General features: G+C 69.4%; 18 protein-coding genes and 1 pseudogene. 11 read left to right on the plus strand and 8 right to left on the minus strand.

Features of this window, described 5'->3' with window-relative positions:
• A pseudogene (locus AOK17_RS13610) lies at window positions 1–229 on the plus strand (RNA polymerase subunit sigma-24); the annotation flags it as partial.
• Between the two features lie 8 nt (window positions 230–237).
• Here AOK17_RS13610 and AOK17_RS13615 read toward each other — a convergent pair.
• Window positions 238–1,101, minus strand: a complete 864-nt coding sequence (locus tag AOK17_RS13615) for a LysR family transcriptional regulator (RefSeq protein ID WP_107102385.1) — start codon at window positions 1,099–1,101, stop codon at window positions 238–240.
• 69 nt (window positions 1,102–1,170) lie between these two features.
• Here AOK17_RS13615 and AOK17_RS13620 point away from each other — a divergent pair, with 69 nt between their 5' ends.
• On the plus strand, window positions 1,171–2,073 hold the full coding sequence (locus tag AOK17_RS13620; protein ID WP_055612749.1) for an EamA family transporter: 903 nt from the start codon (window positions 1,171–1,173) through the stop codon (window positions 2,071–2,073).
• Between the two features lie 130 nt (window positions 2,074–2,203).
• The gene (locus tag AOK17_RS13625) at window positions 2,204–2,776 is read left to right on the plus strand and encodes a dihydrofolate reductase family protein (protein WP_107102386.1); all 573 of its coding nucleotides are present in this window, start codon (window positions 2,204–2,206) and stop codon (window positions 2,774–2,776) included.
• A gap of 254 nt (window positions 2,777–3,030) precedes the next feature.
• Here AOK17_RS13625 and AOK17_RS13630 read toward each other — a convergent pair whose 3' ends face one another.
• Together AOK17_RS13630 and AOK17_RS13635 are read right to left on the minus strand one after the other, a co-directional pair.
• Window positions 3,031–3,480, minus strand: a complete 450-nt coding sequence (locus AOK17_RS13630; protein WP_055612692.1) for a hypothetical protein — start codon at window positions 3,478–3,480, stop codon at window positions 3,031–3,033.
• A 191-nt stretch (window positions 3,481–3,671) separates the two neighbouring features.
• Window positions 3,672–4,154: a MarR family winged helix-turn-helix transcriptional regulator gene (locus AOK17_RS13635; protein WP_055612693.1), complete on the minus strand. Its 483-nt coding sequence runs from the start codon at window positions 4,152–4,154 to the stop codon at window positions 3,672–3,674.
• A gap of 51 nt (window positions 4,155–4,205) precedes the next feature.
• Between AOK17_RS13635 and AOK17_RS13640 the strand changes: the two genes are divergently transcribed.
• Both AOK17_RS13640 and AOK17_RS13645 read left to right on the plus strand, forming a co-directional pair.
• The gene (locus tag AOK17_RS13640) at window positions 4,206–4,676 is read left to right on the plus strand and encodes a nuclear transport factor 2 family protein (RefSeq protein ID WP_245697141.1); all 471 of its coding nucleotides are present in this window, start codon (window positions 4,206–4,208) and stop codon (window positions 4,674–4,676) included.
• A gap of 231 nt (window positions 4,677–4,907) precedes the next feature.
• Window positions 4,908–5,363, plus strand: coding sequence for a hypothetical protein (locus AOK17_RS13645; protein WP_157881321.1), 456 nt, complete (start codon window positions 4,908–4,910; stop codon window positions 5,361–5,363).
• A 140-nt stretch (window positions 5,364–5,503) separates the two neighbouring features.
• Here AOK17_RS13645 and AOK17_RS13650 read toward each other — a convergent pair whose 3' ends face one another.
• Together AOK17_RS13650 and AOK17_RS13655 are read right to left on the minus strand one after the other, a co-directional pair.
• Complete coding sequence (locus tag AOK17_RS13650; protein ID WP_055612751.1) at window positions 5,504–6,049, minus strand: AAA family ATPase; 546 nt, start codon at window positions 6,047–6,049, stop codon at window positions 5,504–5,506.
• A 165-nt stretch (window positions 6,050–6,214) separates the two neighbouring features.
• Window positions 6,215–6,772, minus strand: coding sequence for a TetR/AcrR family transcriptional regulator (locus AOK17_RS13655; protein WP_055612696.1), 558 nt, complete (start codon window positions 6,770–6,772; stop codon window positions 6,215–6,217).
• Window positions 6,773–7,256: 484 nt separating this feature from the next.
• Between AOK17_RS13655 and AOK17_RS53755 the strand changes: the two genes are divergently transcribed.
• Together AOK17_RS53755 and AOK17_RS13660 are read left to right on the plus strand one after the other, a co-directional pair.
• Complete coding sequence (locus AOK17_RS53755; RefSeq protein ID WP_342671504.1) at window positions 7,257–7,376, plus strand: alpha/beta fold hydrolase; 120 nt, start codon at window positions 7,257–7,259, stop codon at window positions 7,374–7,376.
• Window positions 7,376–7,987, plus strand: a complete 612-nt coding sequence (locus AOK17_RS13660) for an alpha/beta fold hydrolase (protein WP_342671505.1) — start codon at window positions 7,376–7,378, stop codon at window positions 7,985–7,987. The genes AOK17_RS53755 and AOK17_RS13660 overlap by 1 nt, the downstream gene beginning before the upstream one ends.
• A 108-nt stretch (window positions 7,988–8,095) precedes the next feature.
• On the opposite strand, the gene AOK17_RS13665 is transcribed toward AOK17_RS13660, so the two are convergent.
• Window positions 8,096–10,165, minus strand: coding sequence for a protein kinase domain-containing protein (locus tag AOK17_RS13665; RefSeq protein WP_055612697.1), 2,070 nt, complete (start codon window positions 10,163–10,165; stop codon window positions 8,096–8,098).
• Between the two features lie 74 nt (window positions 10,166–10,239).
• On the minus strand, window positions 10,240–10,431 hold the full coding sequence (locus AOK17_RS13670; protein WP_055612698.1) for a hypothetical protein: 192 nt from the start codon (window positions 10,429–10,431) through the stop codon (window positions 10,240–10,242).
• A 90-nt stretch (window positions 10,432–10,521) separates the two neighbouring features.
• On the opposite strand from AOK17_RS13670, the gene AOK17_RS13675 reads away from it, so the two are divergent.
• Together AOK17_RS13675 and AOK17_RS13680 are read left to right on the plus strand one after the other, a co-directional pair.
• Window positions 10,522–11,010: a MarR family winged helix-turn-helix transcriptional regulator gene (locus AOK17_RS13675; RefSeq protein ID WP_055612699.1), complete on the plus strand. Its 489-nt coding sequence runs from the start codon at window positions 10,522–10,524 to the stop codon at window positions 11,008–11,010.
• A complete protein-coding gene (locus AOK17_RS13680) occupies window positions 11,007–12,293 on the plus strand; it encodes an MFS transporter (RefSeq protein ID WP_055612700.1) in 1,287 nt (428 codons plus the stop codon). Before AOK17_RS13675 ends, AOK17_RS13680 begins: the two co-directional genes overlap by 4 nt.
• Before the next feature lie 150 nt (window positions 12,294–12,443).
• Here AOK17_RS13680 and AOK17_RS13685 read toward each other — a convergent pair whose 3' ends face one another.
• Complete coding sequence (locus AOK17_RS13685; RefSeq protein ID WP_107102387.1) at window positions 12,444–13,220, minus strand: YhjD/YihY/BrkB family envelope integrity protein; 777 nt, start codon at window positions 13,218–13,220, stop codon at window positions 12,444–12,446.
• A gap of 853 nt (window positions 13,221–14,073) precedes the next feature.
• On the opposite strand from AOK17_RS13685, the gene AOK17_RS13690 reads away from it, so the two are divergent.
• Both AOK17_RS13690 and AOK17_RS13695 read left to right on the plus strand, forming a co-directional pair.
• Window positions 14,074–15,177, plus strand: coding sequence for a LacI family DNA-binding transcriptional regulator (locus tag AOK17_RS13690; RefSeq protein WP_055612701.1), 1,104 nt, complete (start codon window positions 14,074–14,076; stop codon window positions 15,175–15,177).
• Between the two features lie 726 nt (window positions 15,178–15,903).
• Window positions 15,904–17,148: a sugar ABC transporter substrate-binding protein gene (locus tag AOK17_RS13695; protein WP_055612702.1), complete on the plus strand. Its 1,245-nt coding sequence runs from the start codon at window positions 15,904–15,906 to the stop codon at window positions 17,146–17,148.
• Window positions 17,149–17,161 lie beyond the last annotated feature (13 nt).

Below are 17,161 nucleotides of genomic sequence, written 5' to 3' on the forward strand. Positions count from 1 at the left end.
CGCCGTCGGCGAGGCCGACGGGCCGCGGGCCGGCCTGGCCGCACTCGCGGCACTGGACGACTCACTGCCCCGCCACACCGCGGTGGCCGCCTACCTCCACGAACGCGACGGCGACCTGACGACAGCGGCACGCCTGTATGCCGAGGCGGCCCAGAAGGCACCCAACCTCGCTGAACGCGACCACCTCACCCGCCAGGCAGCCCGTCTCAACACCCGTCGGCCCCGCTGACTCCGGATTCAGTCGCTTCCGTCCGCGAGGACCTGGCGCGCCAGTGCCAGCAGGTCAGGGATGGCCGGGTGTCCGGGCCCCTCGCGCCAGGCGAGTACGACGGGAACGGTCGGCGCGTCCGCGAGTGGGCGGTAGACCAGCGAGGGGTGCGTGTAGTTGCTCGGGGTGGCCGATGTGGAGACCCCCAGAGCGCGGCCCGCGGCAATGGCGATGAACCATTCATCCGTGTTGGTCACCTCGATGGTCGCGACAGGCCGGGCCGTCGGCGGCCACAGGTCCATCGTCGTCGTGCCGGAAACGGTGTTGAGGGCGATCGGATGGGCAGCGAGGTCTGCCAGGGTGATCCGGGGGAGGGCCGCCAGCGGGCTGCCCGCAGGCATGACCACCACCCGCTCCTCCGAGAGCAGCGGCTCCGTGCGGAGCCCGGCCGTGGTGACCGCCCCGCGCAACAGGGCCGCGTCGACCTTGCCCTGCGTGAGACCCGCCGTACGGTCGTCGATACGGAGCAGCTCCAGCGGAATCCCGGGGCGTGTCTGGTCCCAGCGGCGCAGCAACGGGACCGTGTGGTCGCCGAGGGCCGCCCAGGTGTGCCCCAGGCGCAGCGGCCAGCTTCTCAACCCCCTGGGGTCGAGGGCGGTCTCGACGGCGGCGAGGGCAGCGAGGGCCTTGTCGCGGAAGGCATGGCCTTCGGCGGTCAACTCCAGGTGGTGCGTGGAGCGGTCGACGAGCCGCGCGCCCAGGTGGTCCTCCAGCTGGCGCAGAGTGCGGGAGAGCGCGGGTTGGCCCAGGTGGAGACGGGTGGCGGCGCGGGTGACGTTGCCCTCCTCGGCGATGGCGAGGAAGGCCCGCAGGTGCCGCAACTCGATGGTCATGCCTCGGGAGCATAACCGCGGTGGAATCGGCATTTCACGCGGTGCGTCCGGATCCATAGCGTGCAGGGCATGACATCCACCGAACACCACTCGACCGCGACGACAGCCGCGCCGGTTCTCGTTCGTCACCCCGCGGGGCGCGGCACCCTCGGCGGCGTCGGACTGGTACTCGCCGGGGCGGTGTCGGTGCAGTTCGGGTCGGCCTTCGCCGCGCTGCTGTTCCCCCGGGTCGGGGCGCTCGGAGTGGTTGCGCTGCGGGTGACGTTGGCCGCGGTGCTGCTGCTCGTCATCACCCGGCCCGGCCTGCGCGGATACTCGCGCGCCGACTGGGCGGTGGCCGGCGGGTTCGGCCTGGCGCTCGGCTGCATGAACGTCCTCTTCTACCAGGCGATCGACCGTATTCCGCTGGGGGCAGCGGTCACCCTTGAAGTACTCGGGCCGTTGCTGCTGTCGGTCGTCGTCTCGCGCCGCGTCGCCGGCCTGCTGTGGGCCGCTCTGGCGCTGGCCGGTGTCTGCCTGCTCGGCCGGGGAGCCTTCGCCCAACTCGACGTCGTCGGCGTGGCCTTCGCGCTGAGTGCCGGGGGAATGTGGGCGGCCTACATCGTGCTCAACGCCCGCGCGGGCGCCCGCTTTCCACGGCTGGACGCTCTGGCGATCGCGATGGCCGTCGCCGCTCTGGTCAGTCTGCCGCTGGGCATCGGGGCCTCGGGCGGGACGCTACTGGAACCGGGGGTGCTCGCTCTGGGCCTGGCGATCGCGATCATGAGCTCGGGGGTGCCCTACACCTTGGAACTGCTTGCCCTGCGTCGGCTGCCCGCGGCGACGTTCGCGGTGCTGACCAGTCTGGCGCCGGCCCTTGCCGCGATGGCCGGCTACCTGGTCCTGGACCAAGGGCTGTCGCCGTCGCAGTGCGCCGCGATCGCGCTGGTGGTCGCGGCGAGCGCGGGCGCGGTACGTACGGGCAGCCGCTGAGGCGAGGCCCCGCCGTGCCGCGGCGGATCCTGCTGGCCGCGACTCGGCCGCCGACCGAGAGTCTGCGCCCTTTCGCGCCGGCTCTGCAGCACATTGAACCCAGTCCGATTCGAGACCACAGGAGGCCGAAGTGCCCACATCAGTGCTCGACATGTCGATGTCGCTCGACGGATACATCGCCGACCCCAACGACTACCTCGGCGGCGAAGACGGTGAGCGCCTGCACCATTGGTCCGCTCCGAACGGGGAGCCAGGACAACTGTCCGCGCCCGCGAGGCAATTCGCGGACGAGATCATCGCGACCGGCGCCGTCCTCGCAGGCCGGCGGACCGCCGAGCTCATGGACCACTGGGGCGGCGATCACCACGGCGTCCCGATCTTCGTGCCCAGCCACCGCCCGCCCGGCCCGGCCGCCCGCTGGGGCTATCCGCTGGTGACGTACGTGGCCGACGGCATCGAAAGCGCGATGGCACAGGCAAAGGCCGCAGCCGGTGACCGGAACGTCCTCGTGCACGGCGCCTACACGGCCCAACAGGCGCTCGCAGCCGGGGTACTGGACGAGCTGCAGATCCACCAGATCCCGGTACTGCTCGGAGGCGGCCATCGACTGTTCGACGTCCTGCCGTCACAGATCGAGCTGGAGATCATCCAGGTGATCGACACACCGGAGGCGACCCATATCCGGTATCGGGTTCGCCAATGAGCTGGTCGATCAGCAGGGTGGGAGTGGTTGACCGGTGGCCGCGTACTGCTCGTGCTCGCGTTTCTGCGAGTTGGAGGGCCCGGACACACCCCCGCCCTGGCAGAACTCCGTGAGTCTGCCAGGGCGGGCCGAACCACTACGGGTTCCCGCGCGATGGGCTGGTCATGGCGCCGTCGCGATGACCGTCGGCCTCCGCATGGTCAGGTGGCGGAAGTCGGCGGTACGGGAAGGTGGTGTCCGGGAGGAGGAGCGGGTCAGCGGGTGACGGTGGTCCGGTGCTCCTTGAGCGCCTGGCAGTTGGAGTCGGTCACCTGCACGTACACGTTGTTGATGTGGCCGCCCCAGTCGACGCAGTGGGCCTTGCCGTACACGTAGGCCGGGCCCGCGTACGAGGTGTACCGCCCGTAGTCCTCCGCGCCTTCGTCGGTGTCGGGGACGTAGATCCAGGTGGACATGTCCACCGCGGTGCCGGGGTTGTTGCGGATGGTCGCGACGCAGTTCTCGCCGTTCGACGAGTTGTACGTCAGGTAGACGGTGCCCAACGAGCCGACGGGCGCCGAGTTCACGGTCTTGTAGCTGCTTCCGCAGACCTTCTGCGGTGTGGTGTTGGGCGCGGCGGAGGCGGGCGCCGCCAACGCGGTGGTGGCACCCATGGACAGGGCCGCCAAAGCGGCACCGGCCAGGACGGAACGGTTGAATCTCATATTTCCCCCTTGTGCTTCTTGCAGGCGTTTGCTCCTGCCTGGTGTGACACGCGGGGCATCCGAATGGTTGTGCACAGTTCGCGTGAGGATCCCGCATTGTGCCGTCGTGCCAGTTGGAGCCGCGGAATCGTGCTTCGGCCCAACAGACGCTGGGCGGCGGTCTGTTGAGCGGCATCGCTCCTCGGTCCCGCCTACCACGGCGGCCTGACCTCGCGGCGCTGGACGGCCGCCGTGCCTCCGAGATCGTCGAGGAGTTCGGCCAGCAGCGTGCGGGCGGCGTCGAGGGCCGTGGTGCCGAAGCGCTGCCGGAGGCGTTCTTCCTGTGCTGCCCGGGCGTGACGGGCCGCTGCGACGGCTTCGTGGCCGCGGGCGGTGAGCGTGACCCGGCGGATGCGGGCGTCGCGGGGGTCCGGGAGGCGTTCGGCGTAGCCGAGGCGCTCGAGTTCGGCGACTGCTTTGGAGGCGCCCTGCTGGGTCATGTCGAGCTTCTCGGCGAGGTCGCCGATGGTGGGGCGGGCGTGGAGGAGGTGCTGGAAGACGTAGCCGTGGGACATCCGCAGGTCGGGGAAGCCGTTGGCGGCGAGTTCCGCCTGGACGGCGGACGTGGCGGCGAAACCCACGAACAGGGCGAGGGTGCCGGTGTCGAGTTCGCGTGGGTCGAGTGGCTGTTGCATGGAGCCACTCTGCCATTTGACAACCTTGGTTGTGTAACTATGGTTGTTGATATGTCGGAGCTCAACGAGCACCCCAACGTCCGCACCGCGGTCCGCTATCACCAGGCGGTGGCCCGCTTCGCCGTAGGCGAGGAACTCGCCGCCTTCTTCCACCCGGACGCGGTCCATACGCAGCTGCCCAACGCCCTGTTTCCTGACGGCACCGTCCGCCCTCTGCCGGACCTGATCGCCGCCGCACAGCAGGGGCGAAAGTTGCTCGCCGACCAGCACTTCGAGGTGATCAACACGGTCGCCTTCGGTGCCCAGGTCGCCCTGGAAGTCACATGGTCCGGCACATTGGCCGTGTCCCTCGGCGATCTGACCGCAGGTCAGATACTGCGCGCCCACATCGCGGCGTTCCTCGAATTCCGAGACGGAAAGATCATCGCTCAGCGCAACTACGACTGTTACGAGCGCCTCGGCCCAGCGGCTCCGGGCGATAACGGTGGAGTCCGCAACGCCTTTGCTCTGGAACTGAGTTGATGGTTCCGAGCCCGGCCGGAACGGGCTTCCTACATGCCTATGGGCCGCAACCAGCAGTGCCGCAGCCGCGCCTATCGCGAAGTGCGTGAAGCCCGCATTCCTCGTCGTGGCAGGGCATGAGACGCATTGCCAAGGAACTGTGGACGGATAGCCAACGACATATGGAAAGCGGCCTGACACCCTCGTTCTGATTCGATCACTGCTGCTGCGGAAGGGCTTCTGATGGTCAATATGAGGAACCGGATCGCCATCCTGCTCGCTGCGACCGCCGTGATGGTCGGCGTCTCCCTCAGCGTCGGCGCAGGCACCGCCAGCGCGGCGTTCAACGTCACCTACACAGTGAGCCACTACGACGGCAACAAGTCGGCGACCATATACCTCTACCTCAACGGCGACTACGCCGGATACGTGAACTGGAACGCGGACCCGGACAGCTTCGGCACCCCCGGAGACGCGCTGCGGGCGTACGACGGCGCGGCCGACGGGTACGGCATCAAGGGGGCGACCATATGGCCCAGCAACAACGCCACCGAGCGCACGGTCTCGACATACGGACACGCCTACCCCTACTACACCGGGTGGAACACCGGCAACCTCACCGAAGGGACCTCTCTGGACCTCTACGGGTGCGTGGGGAAGTCCGCCGGGCCTGAAGCATGCGCCGGCCCCATAGACATCCGGGCGTAGGAGCGGTCGCCCATCCGGGCAGGTGGGGTGCGGGGGCAGGGAGCACTGAGCTGACAGCCCGGCGGCAGGAGATCGGTACACGGTGGCGACGCCTGCCGGCGGGCGTCAGGCTTTGCTTGCTCTGGCCCACTTGCGGGGGATTACCCGGTCCGGCCGACACTGACATGGGCGAGCACGTTGTCGGCCAGCTCCTGCGGGGGCAGTTCGCCGTCCAGGAACACGGTGTCGCCGGGCAAGGTGTCGACCGCGGCCGTGCACGGCCCGATCCTGTCCTTGCACCACTGCCTGACCTGTTCATCCTTGGCGGGATCGTCGGGGGTGAAGCTCCGTCCGTCGATCCGCTTCACCAGGACTTCCGGCGAGACGTTGAGGAAGAAGTGGTGGGCGACGATGCCCGCGTCCTTGAGCGCGCCGAAGATCTCGCCGACATACCCGGGATTGACGAGTGTCATGGGGACCAGGACGGGGCGTCGGTACTCCTGGACCAGGCCCACGGCCAGTTCCGAGACCTGCCGGCGCCACAGTCGCAGATCCTGGAAATCGCCGGTCGGCACCTCGATGATCTCGCGCAGCACATACCCGACCATCTCCGGGTCATAGACCAGCGCCTCGGGCCAACGTGGACGCAGTTCGTCCACCAGCGTGCTCTTCCCGCTGCCGAACGCACCGTTCACCCAGACGATCACACGCTTCTCCCACTTCGTCGTCAGCGACCCCCGTCCTGGGGGGACCGTGCCCCACATCACCTCGCGGCGCCAGGACGGGGCCATTCACAATGGCAGGTGATGGCCGAGTGATCGCCAACTCGGGCCCAAAACAACTGACATGAGTCCCGGCGGGGCCGGTGCACGTCATTTTTGGGTGACGTCTTTGGATGCTGCTCGGGCGAGCGTGTCCGCCACCGTTGTGCAGGTGAGTCGTGCCACGGAACGCAGCTCGGCGTCCGAGGTGCCGGCACGGCTCAGGACGGCCAGCGACTGGTTGACGGCGACGACGAACGTGGCGAGCTCGTCGAGGGTACGGGCGTCGGCCGATGAGTCCGCCAGTGCCGCGCGTACTCGTTGGCGCTGTACGTCGAGCAGGCCACGCACCTGAAGGCTGTTCTCCTCCTTGAGCGTCTGTGACTGCGTGGCGGACTGGGCGATGAGGCATCCCGAGGGGACCGACGGGTCGGCGATACGGCCCAGGACCACGTCGAAGAACGCCTCCACGGCGCGCACCGGATCACCCGGGTGTGCCGCGAGCGCCTGCTCGTACTGCGCGCCGTAGATCGACGCATAGCGGTCGAGGCACTGGCCGAACAGGGCGTCCTTGTTGCCGAACGCGCCGTAGAAGGAGCCGCGGCCGAGGCCAGTAGCTGAACCGAGAGCGTTCTCGCACGCGAAAGGCCGCGCGATGATCGACGACACGCCAGACGTCCGCGTACAGGCGGTTCCGCCCGTCGGCGGGTGCCGGGCGCCCGCTGGATTTTGGCTCGTAGCCGCGGAGTGCACCCTGGTCGTGCTGGGTGGGACGCTGCCGATTCCGCTGTATGCGCTCTGGGTGCCGAGCCGCCCCACTTGCCGTCCTTGCCTGAGCGACCACCGCCCTCAGCGGCTTCGTGCCTTTCTTGCCCGCTCCACGAAACCCCGTCAAGTCCCGCACGTCCTGCAAGTCCTGCACGTCCTACGACAAAGGATGGTCATGAGTCTGCTGCCCACCCACTTGCCCACGCCCGAAGGCCCCGGTTCCGTCTCTCAAGTGCCGAACCTCCCGGCTCGATTCACCGAAACCTTCACCAGCCGCCTACGTCGACACCGGTGACCTGCGCCTGCACGCCGTCACCGGCGGGGAAGGGCCTCCGCTGCTCCTGCTGGCCGGCTGGCCCCAGACTGGTACGCCTGGCGTCTCCTGATGCCGTCCTTGGCTCAGGACTTCCAGGTCGTCGCGGTCGATCCGCGCGGTGTCGGGCTGTCCGACAAGCCCCTCGGCGGGTACGACACCGGCACACTCGCACGCGACATGTGGCGCTGATGGACTCGCTCAGGCATCAGCGCTTCGCCCTGGTCGGTCACGACGTCGGAATGTGGACCGGCTACGCCCTGGCCGCGGACCACCCTGACCGGCTCGACCGACTGGTCGTCGCCGAGGCCGCGATCCCGGGGCTGTCTCCTTCACCGCCTCTCTTCGGCGGTCAGGAGGCAAACGACCACCTCTGGCACTTTGCCTTCAACCCCCTCACCGACGTCAACGAGCAATTGGTCAGCGGACGGGAACAGCTCTACTTCGGTCTCCAGTTCGCCACGAAATCCGCCAAGCCGCTGCCCGACAACGCCGTCCAGCACTACGTCGACACCCTCGCTGCCGACCCGGAAGCCCTGCGATCCGGCTTCGAGTTCTACCGCGCACTCGATACGACCATCGCTCAGAACCAGAAACGTCGGACCCGACGGCTGTCCCTCCCGGTCCTCGCGATCGGGGGCGCGGAGAACATGGGTACATCGGTCGGCGAGACCATGAAGCTTGGCGCCGACGACGTGGAGAGCCTCGTCCTCCCTGAGTGCGGCGACTACCCCGCCGAGGAAGCCCCAGAAGCGATGCTGACCGCGCTGACCGCGTTCCTGGCCCCATACCGGGACAGGTAGACCGCGGCAGACATCCCGACGGCACGGAGTCCCGGAGCCCGGCGGTCAAGAGCGACCTGCAACTCGGCGAGGGCCGACGGTACTTGAGGCACTGTCGAGCCCTTGGGTCTACACCGGCAGGTTGACCGCGGCGATGCCCTTGTCGGTGGCCACGTACACGTGCCGGTTGTCGACCACGGGCCGGTAGTCCGTCAGGACCGGCGTCTTGGGGAAGGTCAGCACCCGCTGCGGGGCGCCGTCGCGGTCCACGACGAACAGTTTTTCGCCGAGGAACGCGTAGATGAGGTCCTCGTGGACGGTGGGATCGCTGCCGGTCGCGCCGCTTTGGCCGTCCATCGTCCATGCCTCGGACCCGTCGTCGAAGTCGACGGCCACGAGCTTGCCGTACGACGTGTGGACGACCAGGCCTTTGGAACCGGCGCCGTGGGGCGGGACGACGGCGGTCCCGTTGAACTCGGCGGGCCGCCTGTCGGAGGATGCCGTCTGGAACCCCGACAGTCGTGTTCCCTTCTCCGCGTTGAGGGTGATCAGCTTCTCGGAGGAGACGGTCACGTAGATGACGTTCTCCGCCACGACCGGTGGCTCGTCCGCCGGGTCGGGCAGGGAGGCGCGCCAGGCCGGACTCCCGTCGGACCGGTATGCGCGAACCATGTGCTTCTTGGCGAACACGCCGGTGGTCACCAGCACCAGTTCGCCGGCCAGCACTGGAATCGTGTCGTATTGGTCCCCGGCGAACACGTGCTCCCAGCGCACGCGGCCACCGACATCCACCGCGCACAGCTTCTGTCCGTTGCCGTACAGGCAGTAGGCGCCGTCGTCGGTGGTCACGGCCGCCCCGACCGTGCCTCCGTACAGCGGTGGTTCGCCCAGATCCGTCTTCCACAGCTCCCTGCCGTCCGGAGACACGGCGTGCAGCTTGCCGTCCACGCCCCCGAAGTACAGGGTGTCGCCGTCGGGCGACAGCGCCACACTGGGCCCGGCGTTCTCGCTGAGCCTGGCGCTGCCGTAGGCCCAGTCCACGACCGCGGGTTGCGGCGTGGCCGAGGGACGTGCCGACGGCTTGGTGCCGCCGCCGGTGTCCTCTCCGCCGCCGCCCCGATCCCGCAGCCACAGCCACGCTCCGGTGCCGACGCCGGCGGCTGTCAGAGTCCCGGCCGCGAGCCCCTGAAGCAGCCGTCGACGGGACGGTGGTGCCGAAGGCGCGACGGCCGGCGCGCCGGTGACCGTCAGCGGAGCCAGGTACTCGACCCGGCTCTCCTGCTCCCCGGAGTCCCGCTCGGGAAGCCATCGCTCGACGCCTTCGGAGGATTCGGGCCCGACCGCGGCGGCCGTGTACCACCCCGGGTGCCAGCTCACCCGCAGCGACTCGGGCGTGTGGGCCACCGCCGACATCACCTCGCCCGGGGTGGGCCGTTCCTCAGGTTCCTCCCGCAGGCAGGGCTCGACGAGCCCTCGTATGTCTTCAGGGACCGTGGACAGGTCGAAGTCCCGGTTCATGATGCGCATCAGGATCACCGCGTCCTGGCCCTCGCCGTAGGGCTCACGCCCGGCTGCCGCGTACGCGAGGACCGTGCCGAGTGAGAAGACGTCGCTCGGCGGCCCTACGTGGCCGTTGTTGCGGATCTGCTCGGGCGAGACGTACCCGACCGAGCCGACGACGGTTCCGGTGCGGGTCAGCGCGGTCGCCTCCAGCGCCCGCACGATGCCGAAGTCGATGACCCGCGGCCCGTCCTGTGCCAGCAGGATGTTGGACGGCTTGAGGTCCCGGTGGACCATGCCCTGGCCGTGGATCGCGATGAGTGCCTCGCTGAGGGCGGCGGCCAGTGACCGCACAGCTTGCTCGGGCAGCCGGCCGTGGTCCAGGACGGCGTCGCGCAGATTCGGGCCGTCGATGAACTCCGAGGCCATCCAGGGCAGTTCGGCCTCGGTGTCCGCGTCGACGACGCGGGCGATGTACGTCCCGGGCCCGCCCACGGTCCGCGCCGCCCGCACCTCCTGACGGAAACGGGCCCGGAAGGTCCGGTCCTCGGCATGCTCGGCCCGCACCAGTTTGACGGCCAGCTGCCGGCCGGCGGGCGCTTCGGCGAGGTAGACCTCGCCCATGCCGCCCGCGCCGAGTCTGCCCAGAATCGCGTACGGGCCGATCCACCGAGGATCCGTTTCGCGCAGCGCCTGCACCTCGAACTCCCCCTGTTCGCCTGTGCGATTCGTACGGCCGCAGAAAGGGAGCGTATACGCCGGAACCCGTCTGGTCAGGGGTCGCTGCCGCAACTGGAACGGGTGCGCCCGATGAGGTTGACGGCCCCTCCTGAGCCGACGGACTGGACCTGGATCGGGAGCCGGAACCGGGCCGCCATGACGGCGGACAGTGCGCCGAGATGGCCGAAGTAGTGCGCACGGCCGAGGAGTTCGGGGGCCGGGACGCTGTCGCCCCACAGTGCCAAGCCCTGTGGCCGCTCCAACGCACTGGGTGCAGGTGAGGGCTGCCCGGCACTATCGCCGCGCCATTACATTAGCGCTGTTATATTAGCGCTGTGACAAATTCTGATCCCACTGCACGGCCCGATCCCTGGCAGGCGCTGCACAAGCTGCTGGCCGCCATGGACGCCGAGATCGAGCAGGTCTACGTCGAGCGTGGCATCGAGGGGGTACGGCCGCGGTTCGCCTATCCACTGATCCGGCTTGCCCATACCGGGCCACTGACCATCCGCGAGCTCGCGGAGTCCCTGGACCGCTCGCACTCCGCGATCAGCCAGACCATCGCCGCGATGCGCAAGGAGGATCTGGTCACCTCCGAGCCGGGGCCCGACGCCCGCACCCGGCGGATCGACCTGACCGAGCGCGGCCGGTCGCTGGTGCCGTTCCTGGAGGCCGAGTGGCGCGCCACCCACGCGACGGTCGCCGAGTTGGACGCAGAGGTCCCGTACGCATTGACCACTGTCGTCGAGGAGCTGCGGCGGGCGCTGGAGCACCGGTCCATGCGGCAGCGGATCCTCCACCACCTCGTCGAGCCACAGGGATGAGTCGGCAAGTCCGGTTCCTCGACACCCGACCGCTGCGCAGCAGCCGACCGTTCCGCGACCTGTGGATCGGCTCCTCGGCCGCCCAACTCGGAGGACAGATAGCCACCGTGGCGGTGCTGGCCCAGGTGTGGGACCTGACCGGCAGCCCGGTGGGCACCGGCGCCATCGGGCTCGCGACCGGTCTGCCGATGGTGCTGTTCGGGCTGCTCGGCGGAACGTTGGCCGACTCCGTCGACCGCCGTGCGGTGGTGCGGGTCACCGCCGTGGGCCAACTGCTCGCTGCCGCAGGGCTGTTGGCCCAGGCTCTGGCGGACAACCGAAGCGTGCCGCTGCTGCTCGCCCTGGTCGCCATGGGGACCGCGTGCGGCGCGCTCGGCGCCCCTGCCCGGCGTACGTTCCCGGTCCGGCTGCTCCCCTCCGACCAGGTCGCGGCCGGTCTCTCGCTGACAAACGTCTCCTTCCAGGCCGCGATGCTGGCCGGGCCCGCGCTCGCCGGGCTGATCATCGCCCGCTGGGGCTTCCCTGCCGCGTATGCCGCACAAGCCGTGACCGTCGCGGTCTCGATGCTCGCGGTGATCCGCCTCCCGGCCATGAAACCCGAGGGCGTCGACGTGGCGGGCGACAGGCGCCGGCCGGAACGCGGTGGCTGGGGGATCATCCTGCGCCGTCCGACGCTGTGGGGCTCGATGGCCACCGACCTGTCCGCGACGTTGCTCGCCATGCCCATCGCACTCTTCCCGCTGGTCAACGAAGTCCGCTTCGAAGGCAATCCGCAGACCCTCGGCCTGTTCCTCTCGGCCGTCGCGGTCGGGGGGATCACAGCAGGCCTGCTCTCCGGGACGGTGACGCGCTGGCGCCGTGGCGGCCTGGTCCAGCTGACCGCGGCCGGCGTCTGGGGCGTGGCGTTGGCCGGCTTCGGCCTGGCCGCGCCACTGTGGCTGGCGCTCGGCTGCCTGGCCGTGGCAGGCGCCGCCGACACCGTGTCCGTGGTCACCCGCAGTGCCCTGGTCCAGTTGGAGACCCCGGATGCGTACCGGGGGCGGGTTTCCTCCGTGGAACACGTCATCGGTGTCGCGGGCCCCGAACTCGGCAACTTCCGCGGCGGCCTGCTGGCGTCGGCCACCTCCGCCTCCTTCTCCCTCGTCGCCGGCGGCCTGTCCGCCATCCTGGCGATCGCCGCCGTGGCCGCGACCAACGACCCTCTTCGCGCCTACCGCACGCCGTCTGCTGCCACGGAACCAACTGCCCGCGGGGTTGCCGACGCGGCGACGGCTGCTGGATAGGTGGTCGGTGGTCGGGGTCGGTGGTCCAACGGTTTGTCCGCCGACTTCCCCTCGAAGACGTCGGGCAGGTGCGAGGCGGGTGTGCTGCCCCGTCCGGTCCGACGAGCGCATAGGAGCTTGAGAACCTGCGAACTTGAGAACTTGAGAAGCTCAGCGTTTCCGGGAACGGGAGCGGGAGCGGGAGCGCGGGTGGGGATGGGTACGGGGATGGGGGTGTGGAACGTGGTGCGGTTCGTGGACGTACCAGTAGCGACCGACGAGGGCGCCGCCGAAGACGACGAAGCCGACGCCGATGAGCCAGGACGTCACGATCAGGACGGTGCCTACCGAGCCGTACGAGACCGCGTTGCTCACGATGAGCGGGGAGAAGACGAGGGACGAGAACAGGCGCAGGCCGACCAGGCCGGCCAGCGTGGCGATGGCGCCCGGAAGGAGGGCGCGCCAGGGGACACGGCCGCCCAGCAGGAAACGCGGTGCCCACCAGAAGAAGAGCACGCCGAGCAGCGAGGACAGGCCGATCCGGCCCCATGAGCGCAGGGTTCCCGACCCCAGGACGGCCACGCTCTGCGCTTCGGCGAACAGGTAGGCCGTCAGAGCGACGAGCCACACCACGCGTCGCCATACGGTGTGCCAGCGCCCGGCCGGCAGGTCCCACACCTTTTCGTAACCGGTCTGGACGCTGCCCGCGAACGTGACGCCGAAGAGCGCGAGCAGCACCACGCTCAGGACGCTGGTCGTGCTCAGGACCTTGCCGGGTGCTGCGAAGAGATCCTGTACGGCATCGGCGGGGCGTCCGGACAGCCCCATTCCGTCCACGATCCACAGGGCGAAGCCGCGCTCCTGGATCGGAAGGGCCGCCGCGACCACGATCAGCAGCGGCGCGAGCGTCACCAGTCCGAGCGCCGCGAAGCCCATGGCCCGGTGCATCAGCTCGACTTCCTTGCCGCGCTGCCATATGTGCGTGCCCCTCTCATGGAGGAGGCGCCCCAGTTCGGCCGACCGGTGCCTGCGGTTGTGGAGATGCGTCCAGGTCCTGGTTTGGTCCGCGCTCCTGTTCCTGTCTCTGTCTCTGCCTGTGCCTCTGCCCGTGCCGGGTCGGCCGGGGTGAGCGGAGCTCCGAGAGTCCGGCGCCTCCGAATCTTCGGGCACCCCGGACTCTTCAGGCGCCCGCGAAGAGTCCGGAGGCCCCGTTGAGCCGGACGACTCAGAGGGCTCGGAGGGCTCGGAGGAGTCAGACGGGTCCGAAAGGCGGGGCATGTCCCGCGCTCCGCTCCGGTGCGAGAGTGTGACGACGGCGAGGATCACGACGACCGCGAGGACCGCGAGGGTTACGAGGGCCGAGGGGGCTGCGAGAAGCCTTCAGCAACGACGGCACGCCCGCGTCGCACATGTGTGGTCACCTCGTCCCCTGCTCCTGTTACCGCGCACCTCATGCCGCCTCGTCCCCGCACCGGGCGGCCCCGTGCATCACGAGCGGCTGCTTCCAGCGTGCCCCGTCACCTCCGGAAGCGCGACCGGCTCAGCGGCCTTGGCACCCGCTGGCCGCGGAACCCGTTCCGGGGGAAAGCCGGGCGGTCCGCGTACCCACGACCTGCCCCAAACAGGCTCACCAGGTACTGGAAGAGGGTGGGCGGCGCGTAGTGCGCTGAGGGTGGGCCGCGACGCCATCGGCTTCGAGCCCCGGTTGCCTCACAGATCCGCCCGCCCTAGGGTGAATGCGCTTTCATCTACATGCATGCATCAGAGAGACGGGGGCCCTACCCATGAACGGCATCGCATCGTGAACGCGATCCCCACGGTGTACGACGTGGCCGAACGCTCCGGTGTGTCCATCGCCACGGTGTCCAGGGTGTACCGCAGCCCCGACTCCGTACGCGCCGCCACCCGTGAACGGGTGCTGGCCGCGGCGGGAGAGCTGGGATACGTGCCGAGCGGCAACGCCCGCGGTCTCGCCAGCCGTTCGACCGGCGTCCTCGGCCTGTGCTTCCCGGACTATTCCGACCCGGACACGCTCGATGCCGAGGACGACGATGCCGCGATGCTCTACTCGGACCAGATCATCCGGGGCATGGAGCGCGCGGCCCGCCGCCACGGATACGCCCTGCTGATCGCCGCCTCCCTCGAAGGCGGCCCGGAGAACCTCGTGGCCCAGGTGGCCGGCCGCGTGGACGGCTTCGCGGTGATGGCCCGCACGGTGCCGACCGAGGAGCTCGAAGCGATCTCCCGGCGTCGGCCGGTGGTGATGCTGGCCGGTCCCCGCGCGAAGGACCCCTCGCTCGACCATCTCGACCACGTCGAGGTCGCCAACGAGGACGGCCAGTACGAGCTGACCCGCCACCTGGTCCACGACCACGGGCTGCGCCACCTCGCCTACGTGGGGCTCGTCGACGAGTCCCCGGACGTCGAGGCGCGTTTCCGCGGATTCCGCCGGGCCTGCCACGAGGCCGGGATCGAGGCCGCCGCCGCGCCGGCACTGCGCATGCCGATGATGACCCAGGCCGAAGGCGCCCGCGCCGCTCACCTGCTGTGCGAGGGAGACGGCGACCGGCCCGAGGCGTTCGTGTTCGCCAACGACCAGATGGCGGTGGGCGCCCTCCAGGCGCTCGAACGCCGTGGCGTACGCGTGCCCGACGACGTAGTGGTGACGGGCTTCGACGGCATTCCGTTGAGCCGCCTGGTGCGCCCTGCCCTGACCACCGTGCGCCAGCCGATGGTGCGCATGGGGGAGGAGGCCGTCGACCTGCTGGTACGACGGTTGAGCGGACAGCCGCCCGAGGAGCCGGTCTCGCTGATGCTGCCGGTCGGCGTCGTCCGCCGGGCGAGCTGCGGCTGCGACGAGGCGACGACTCCTTCGACGGCGACCCCTTCGACGATGACCGGCTGATCGCCGCCTCCCTCATGGTCGGTCGCCGCCCACCTGCCTGCGAGCGACCGGCCGGCTGACTCCCGGGCACCGACTCACGCTCACCGCGCCCGGCCGAACTCGGCCCTTCCGCGCGGAGGGGGAAGGCGGCGGCCCTGGGGCTGGGGATCCACTGCCGATGGGCCGACTGCTGCCTCAGCGGAAACTCCCTCGGCGCCACTCCGCAGCGAGCGGTTCCCGCCCCTCGGCACGGTCAGCCGGTGAGCCGGTCCGATCTCCGAGAACCAGTCCTCCCCAGTCCTCCCCAGGGCGCCCCCACCGCCCGATCCCGGCACAGAAGCTCTCACCGAGACGCAGCGCGTCGGCGCCGATCTCGCCGCGCCCGCCGTAGCCGTCTCCGGTCACGAAGCCGTGGTGGGCGAACGACTCCCTCGGACGGTAGCGCCAGCAAAGCCCGCACCTGCCACCGAGCCTGCGGCGAGCCTCCGAGAGTTCACGCAACCATCTCGTGGCGAGAGCCCTGGATCACAGATGCTTTCCCCACACACTGATCCGTTTTACGTTGCTCTCGCACAGTCCCTTCGCGGTCGGCGCCGTGTCCCCGGGCAGTGCGGGCCGCCCGTCGGATGTCCCTCTCGTTACGGGAGTGTGACCAAGGCCCCTCTTGCCAGGCCCGGAATCGCTGCAACAGAGTGATGTATGCGCTTACAGGCAGCGCATACATCACTGCTCAAGGAGGAGCCGCCCATGAACCGCGCCGTCGCAACCGGGTCGATCGCACTCACCCTGGCGTCTGCGCTCACCCTCACCGCATGTGGCGGTTCGGGTGGCGCGGGCGTGGCAGCAGACGCCAAGCAGACCCTGACCGTGTGGGCGATGGGCACGGAGGGGGAGAAGCTCGGCGACGTCGCCAAGGAGTACGAGAAGTCGCACTCCAACATCACGGTCAAGATCACCCCGATCGGCTGGGACGTGGCCCATCAGAAGCTGGTCGCCGCTGCCGCCGCCGGGAAGCTGCCCGACGTGATGCAGATGGGCGGGAGCTACCTGGGCGAGTTCGCCGACATGGGTGTCCTGGAGCCGGTCGACACGAAGACCTTCCGCGAGGGTGACTTCTTCCCCGCCGCCTGGCAGCAGGGCTCCTACGACGGCAAGACCTACGGCGTCCCCTGGTACGTCGACACCCGCGTGCTCTTCTACCGCACCGACCTCGCCACCAAGGCAGGCATCAAGAAGGCCCCGGCCACCATGGCCGAGCTCCAGAGTGCCGCCGAGGCCTACCAGAAGAAGGCCGACACCAAGTGGGGCCTGTCCATCCAGCCGGGCGGGCTCGACACCGTACAGAGCTTCTACCAGTTCCTGTACTCCGCCGGCGGCGCCATCATCGACGACAACGGCAAGGCCGTCGTGAACTCCGACGCGGCCGTCAAGGCGCTGGAGAACTACGGCAGCTACTTCGACAAGGGCCTCAGCGAGAAGTCCGTACGCCCCGGATACGACGTCACCAAGGACTTCAACTCCGGTGCCGTGCCCATGTTCTTCGGCGGCCCCTGGTTCACCAACCTCCTCGACGAGAACTACCCCGACATCAAGGGCAAGTGGGCCATCGCCCCAGTTCCCGCCGACGAGGGGTCCGTGTCCATGGCCGGTGGATCCAGTCTGGCCGTCTCCGCCGACAGCGACCACAAGGCCGCGGCCAAGGAGCTCGTCTCCTACCTGACCGGAGCCAAGGGCCAGTCCGACTGGTTCGAGCGCACCAACGACCTGCCCGCCAACACGGCCGCCTGGAAGACCGGCGAACTCGCCACCGACCCCACCATGCAGGTGTGGCGGAAGCAGATGGACACCGCCCGCACCACCCCCTCCCAGCCCAAGCTGACCGAGATCACCTCCAAGGTGGACACGGCCATCGAGTCGGTCACCCAGGGCAAGTCCTCCGCGAAGGCCGCGCTGGACAAGGCCCAGTCCGAGATCGAAGGCCTCGTGCAGTAGAAGGCAGTAGGAG

This window comes from Streptomyces phaeochromogenes (assembly GCF_001418655.1).
Taxonomy (GTDB): domain Bacteria; phylum Actinomycetota; class Actinomycetes; order Streptomycetales; family Streptomycetaceae; genus Streptomyces; species Streptomyces phaeochromogenes.

Bases quoted from the DNA above. Each gene is read 5' to 3' on its own strand.
- AOK17_RS13615 (WP_107102385.1), bottom strand. From the start codon at position 1,101: ATGACCATCGAGTTGCGGCACCTGCGGGCCTTCCTCGCCATCGCCGAG.
- AOK17_RS13620 (WP_055612749.1), top strand. From the start codon at position 1,171: ATGACATCCACCGAACACCACTCGACCGCGACGACAGCCGCGCCGGTT.
- AOK17_RS13630 (WP_055612692.1), bottom strand. From the start codon at position 3,480: ATGAGATTCAACCGTTCCGTCCTGGCCGGTGCCGCTTTGGCGGCCCTG.
- AOK17_RS13635 (WP_055612693.1), bottom strand. From the start codon at position 4,154: ATGCAACAGCCACTCGACCCACGCGAACTCGACACCGGCACCCTCGCC.
- AOK17_RS13640 (WP_245697141.1), top strand. From the start codon at position 4,206: ATGTCGGAGCTCAACGAGCACCCCAACGTCCGCACCGCGGTCCGCTAT.
- AOK17_RS13645 (WP_157881321.1), top strand. From the start codon at position 4,908: ATGAGGAACCGGATCGCCATCCTGCTCGCTGCGACCGCCGTGATGGTC.
- AOK17_RS53755 (WP_342671504.1), top strand. From the start codon at position 7,257: ATGCCGTCCTTGGCTCAGGACTTCCAGGTCGTCGCGGTCGATCCGCGC.
- AOK17_RS13660 (WP_342671505.1), top strand. From the start codon at position 7,376: ATGGACTCGCTCAGGCATCAGCGCTTCGCCCTGGTCGGTCACGACGTC.
- AOK17_RS13680 (WP_055612700.1), top strand. From the start codon at position 11,007: ATGAGTCGGCAAGTCCGGTTCCTCGACACCCGACCGCTGCGCAGCAGC.
- AOK17_RS13685 (WP_107102387.1), bottom strand. From the start codon at position 13,220: ATGCACCGGGCCATGGGCTTCGCGGCGCTCGGACTGGTGACGCTCGCG.
- AOK17_RS13695 (WP_055612702.1), top strand. From the start codon at position 15,904: ATGAACCGCGCCGTCGCAACCGGGTCGATCGCACTCACCCTGGCGTCT.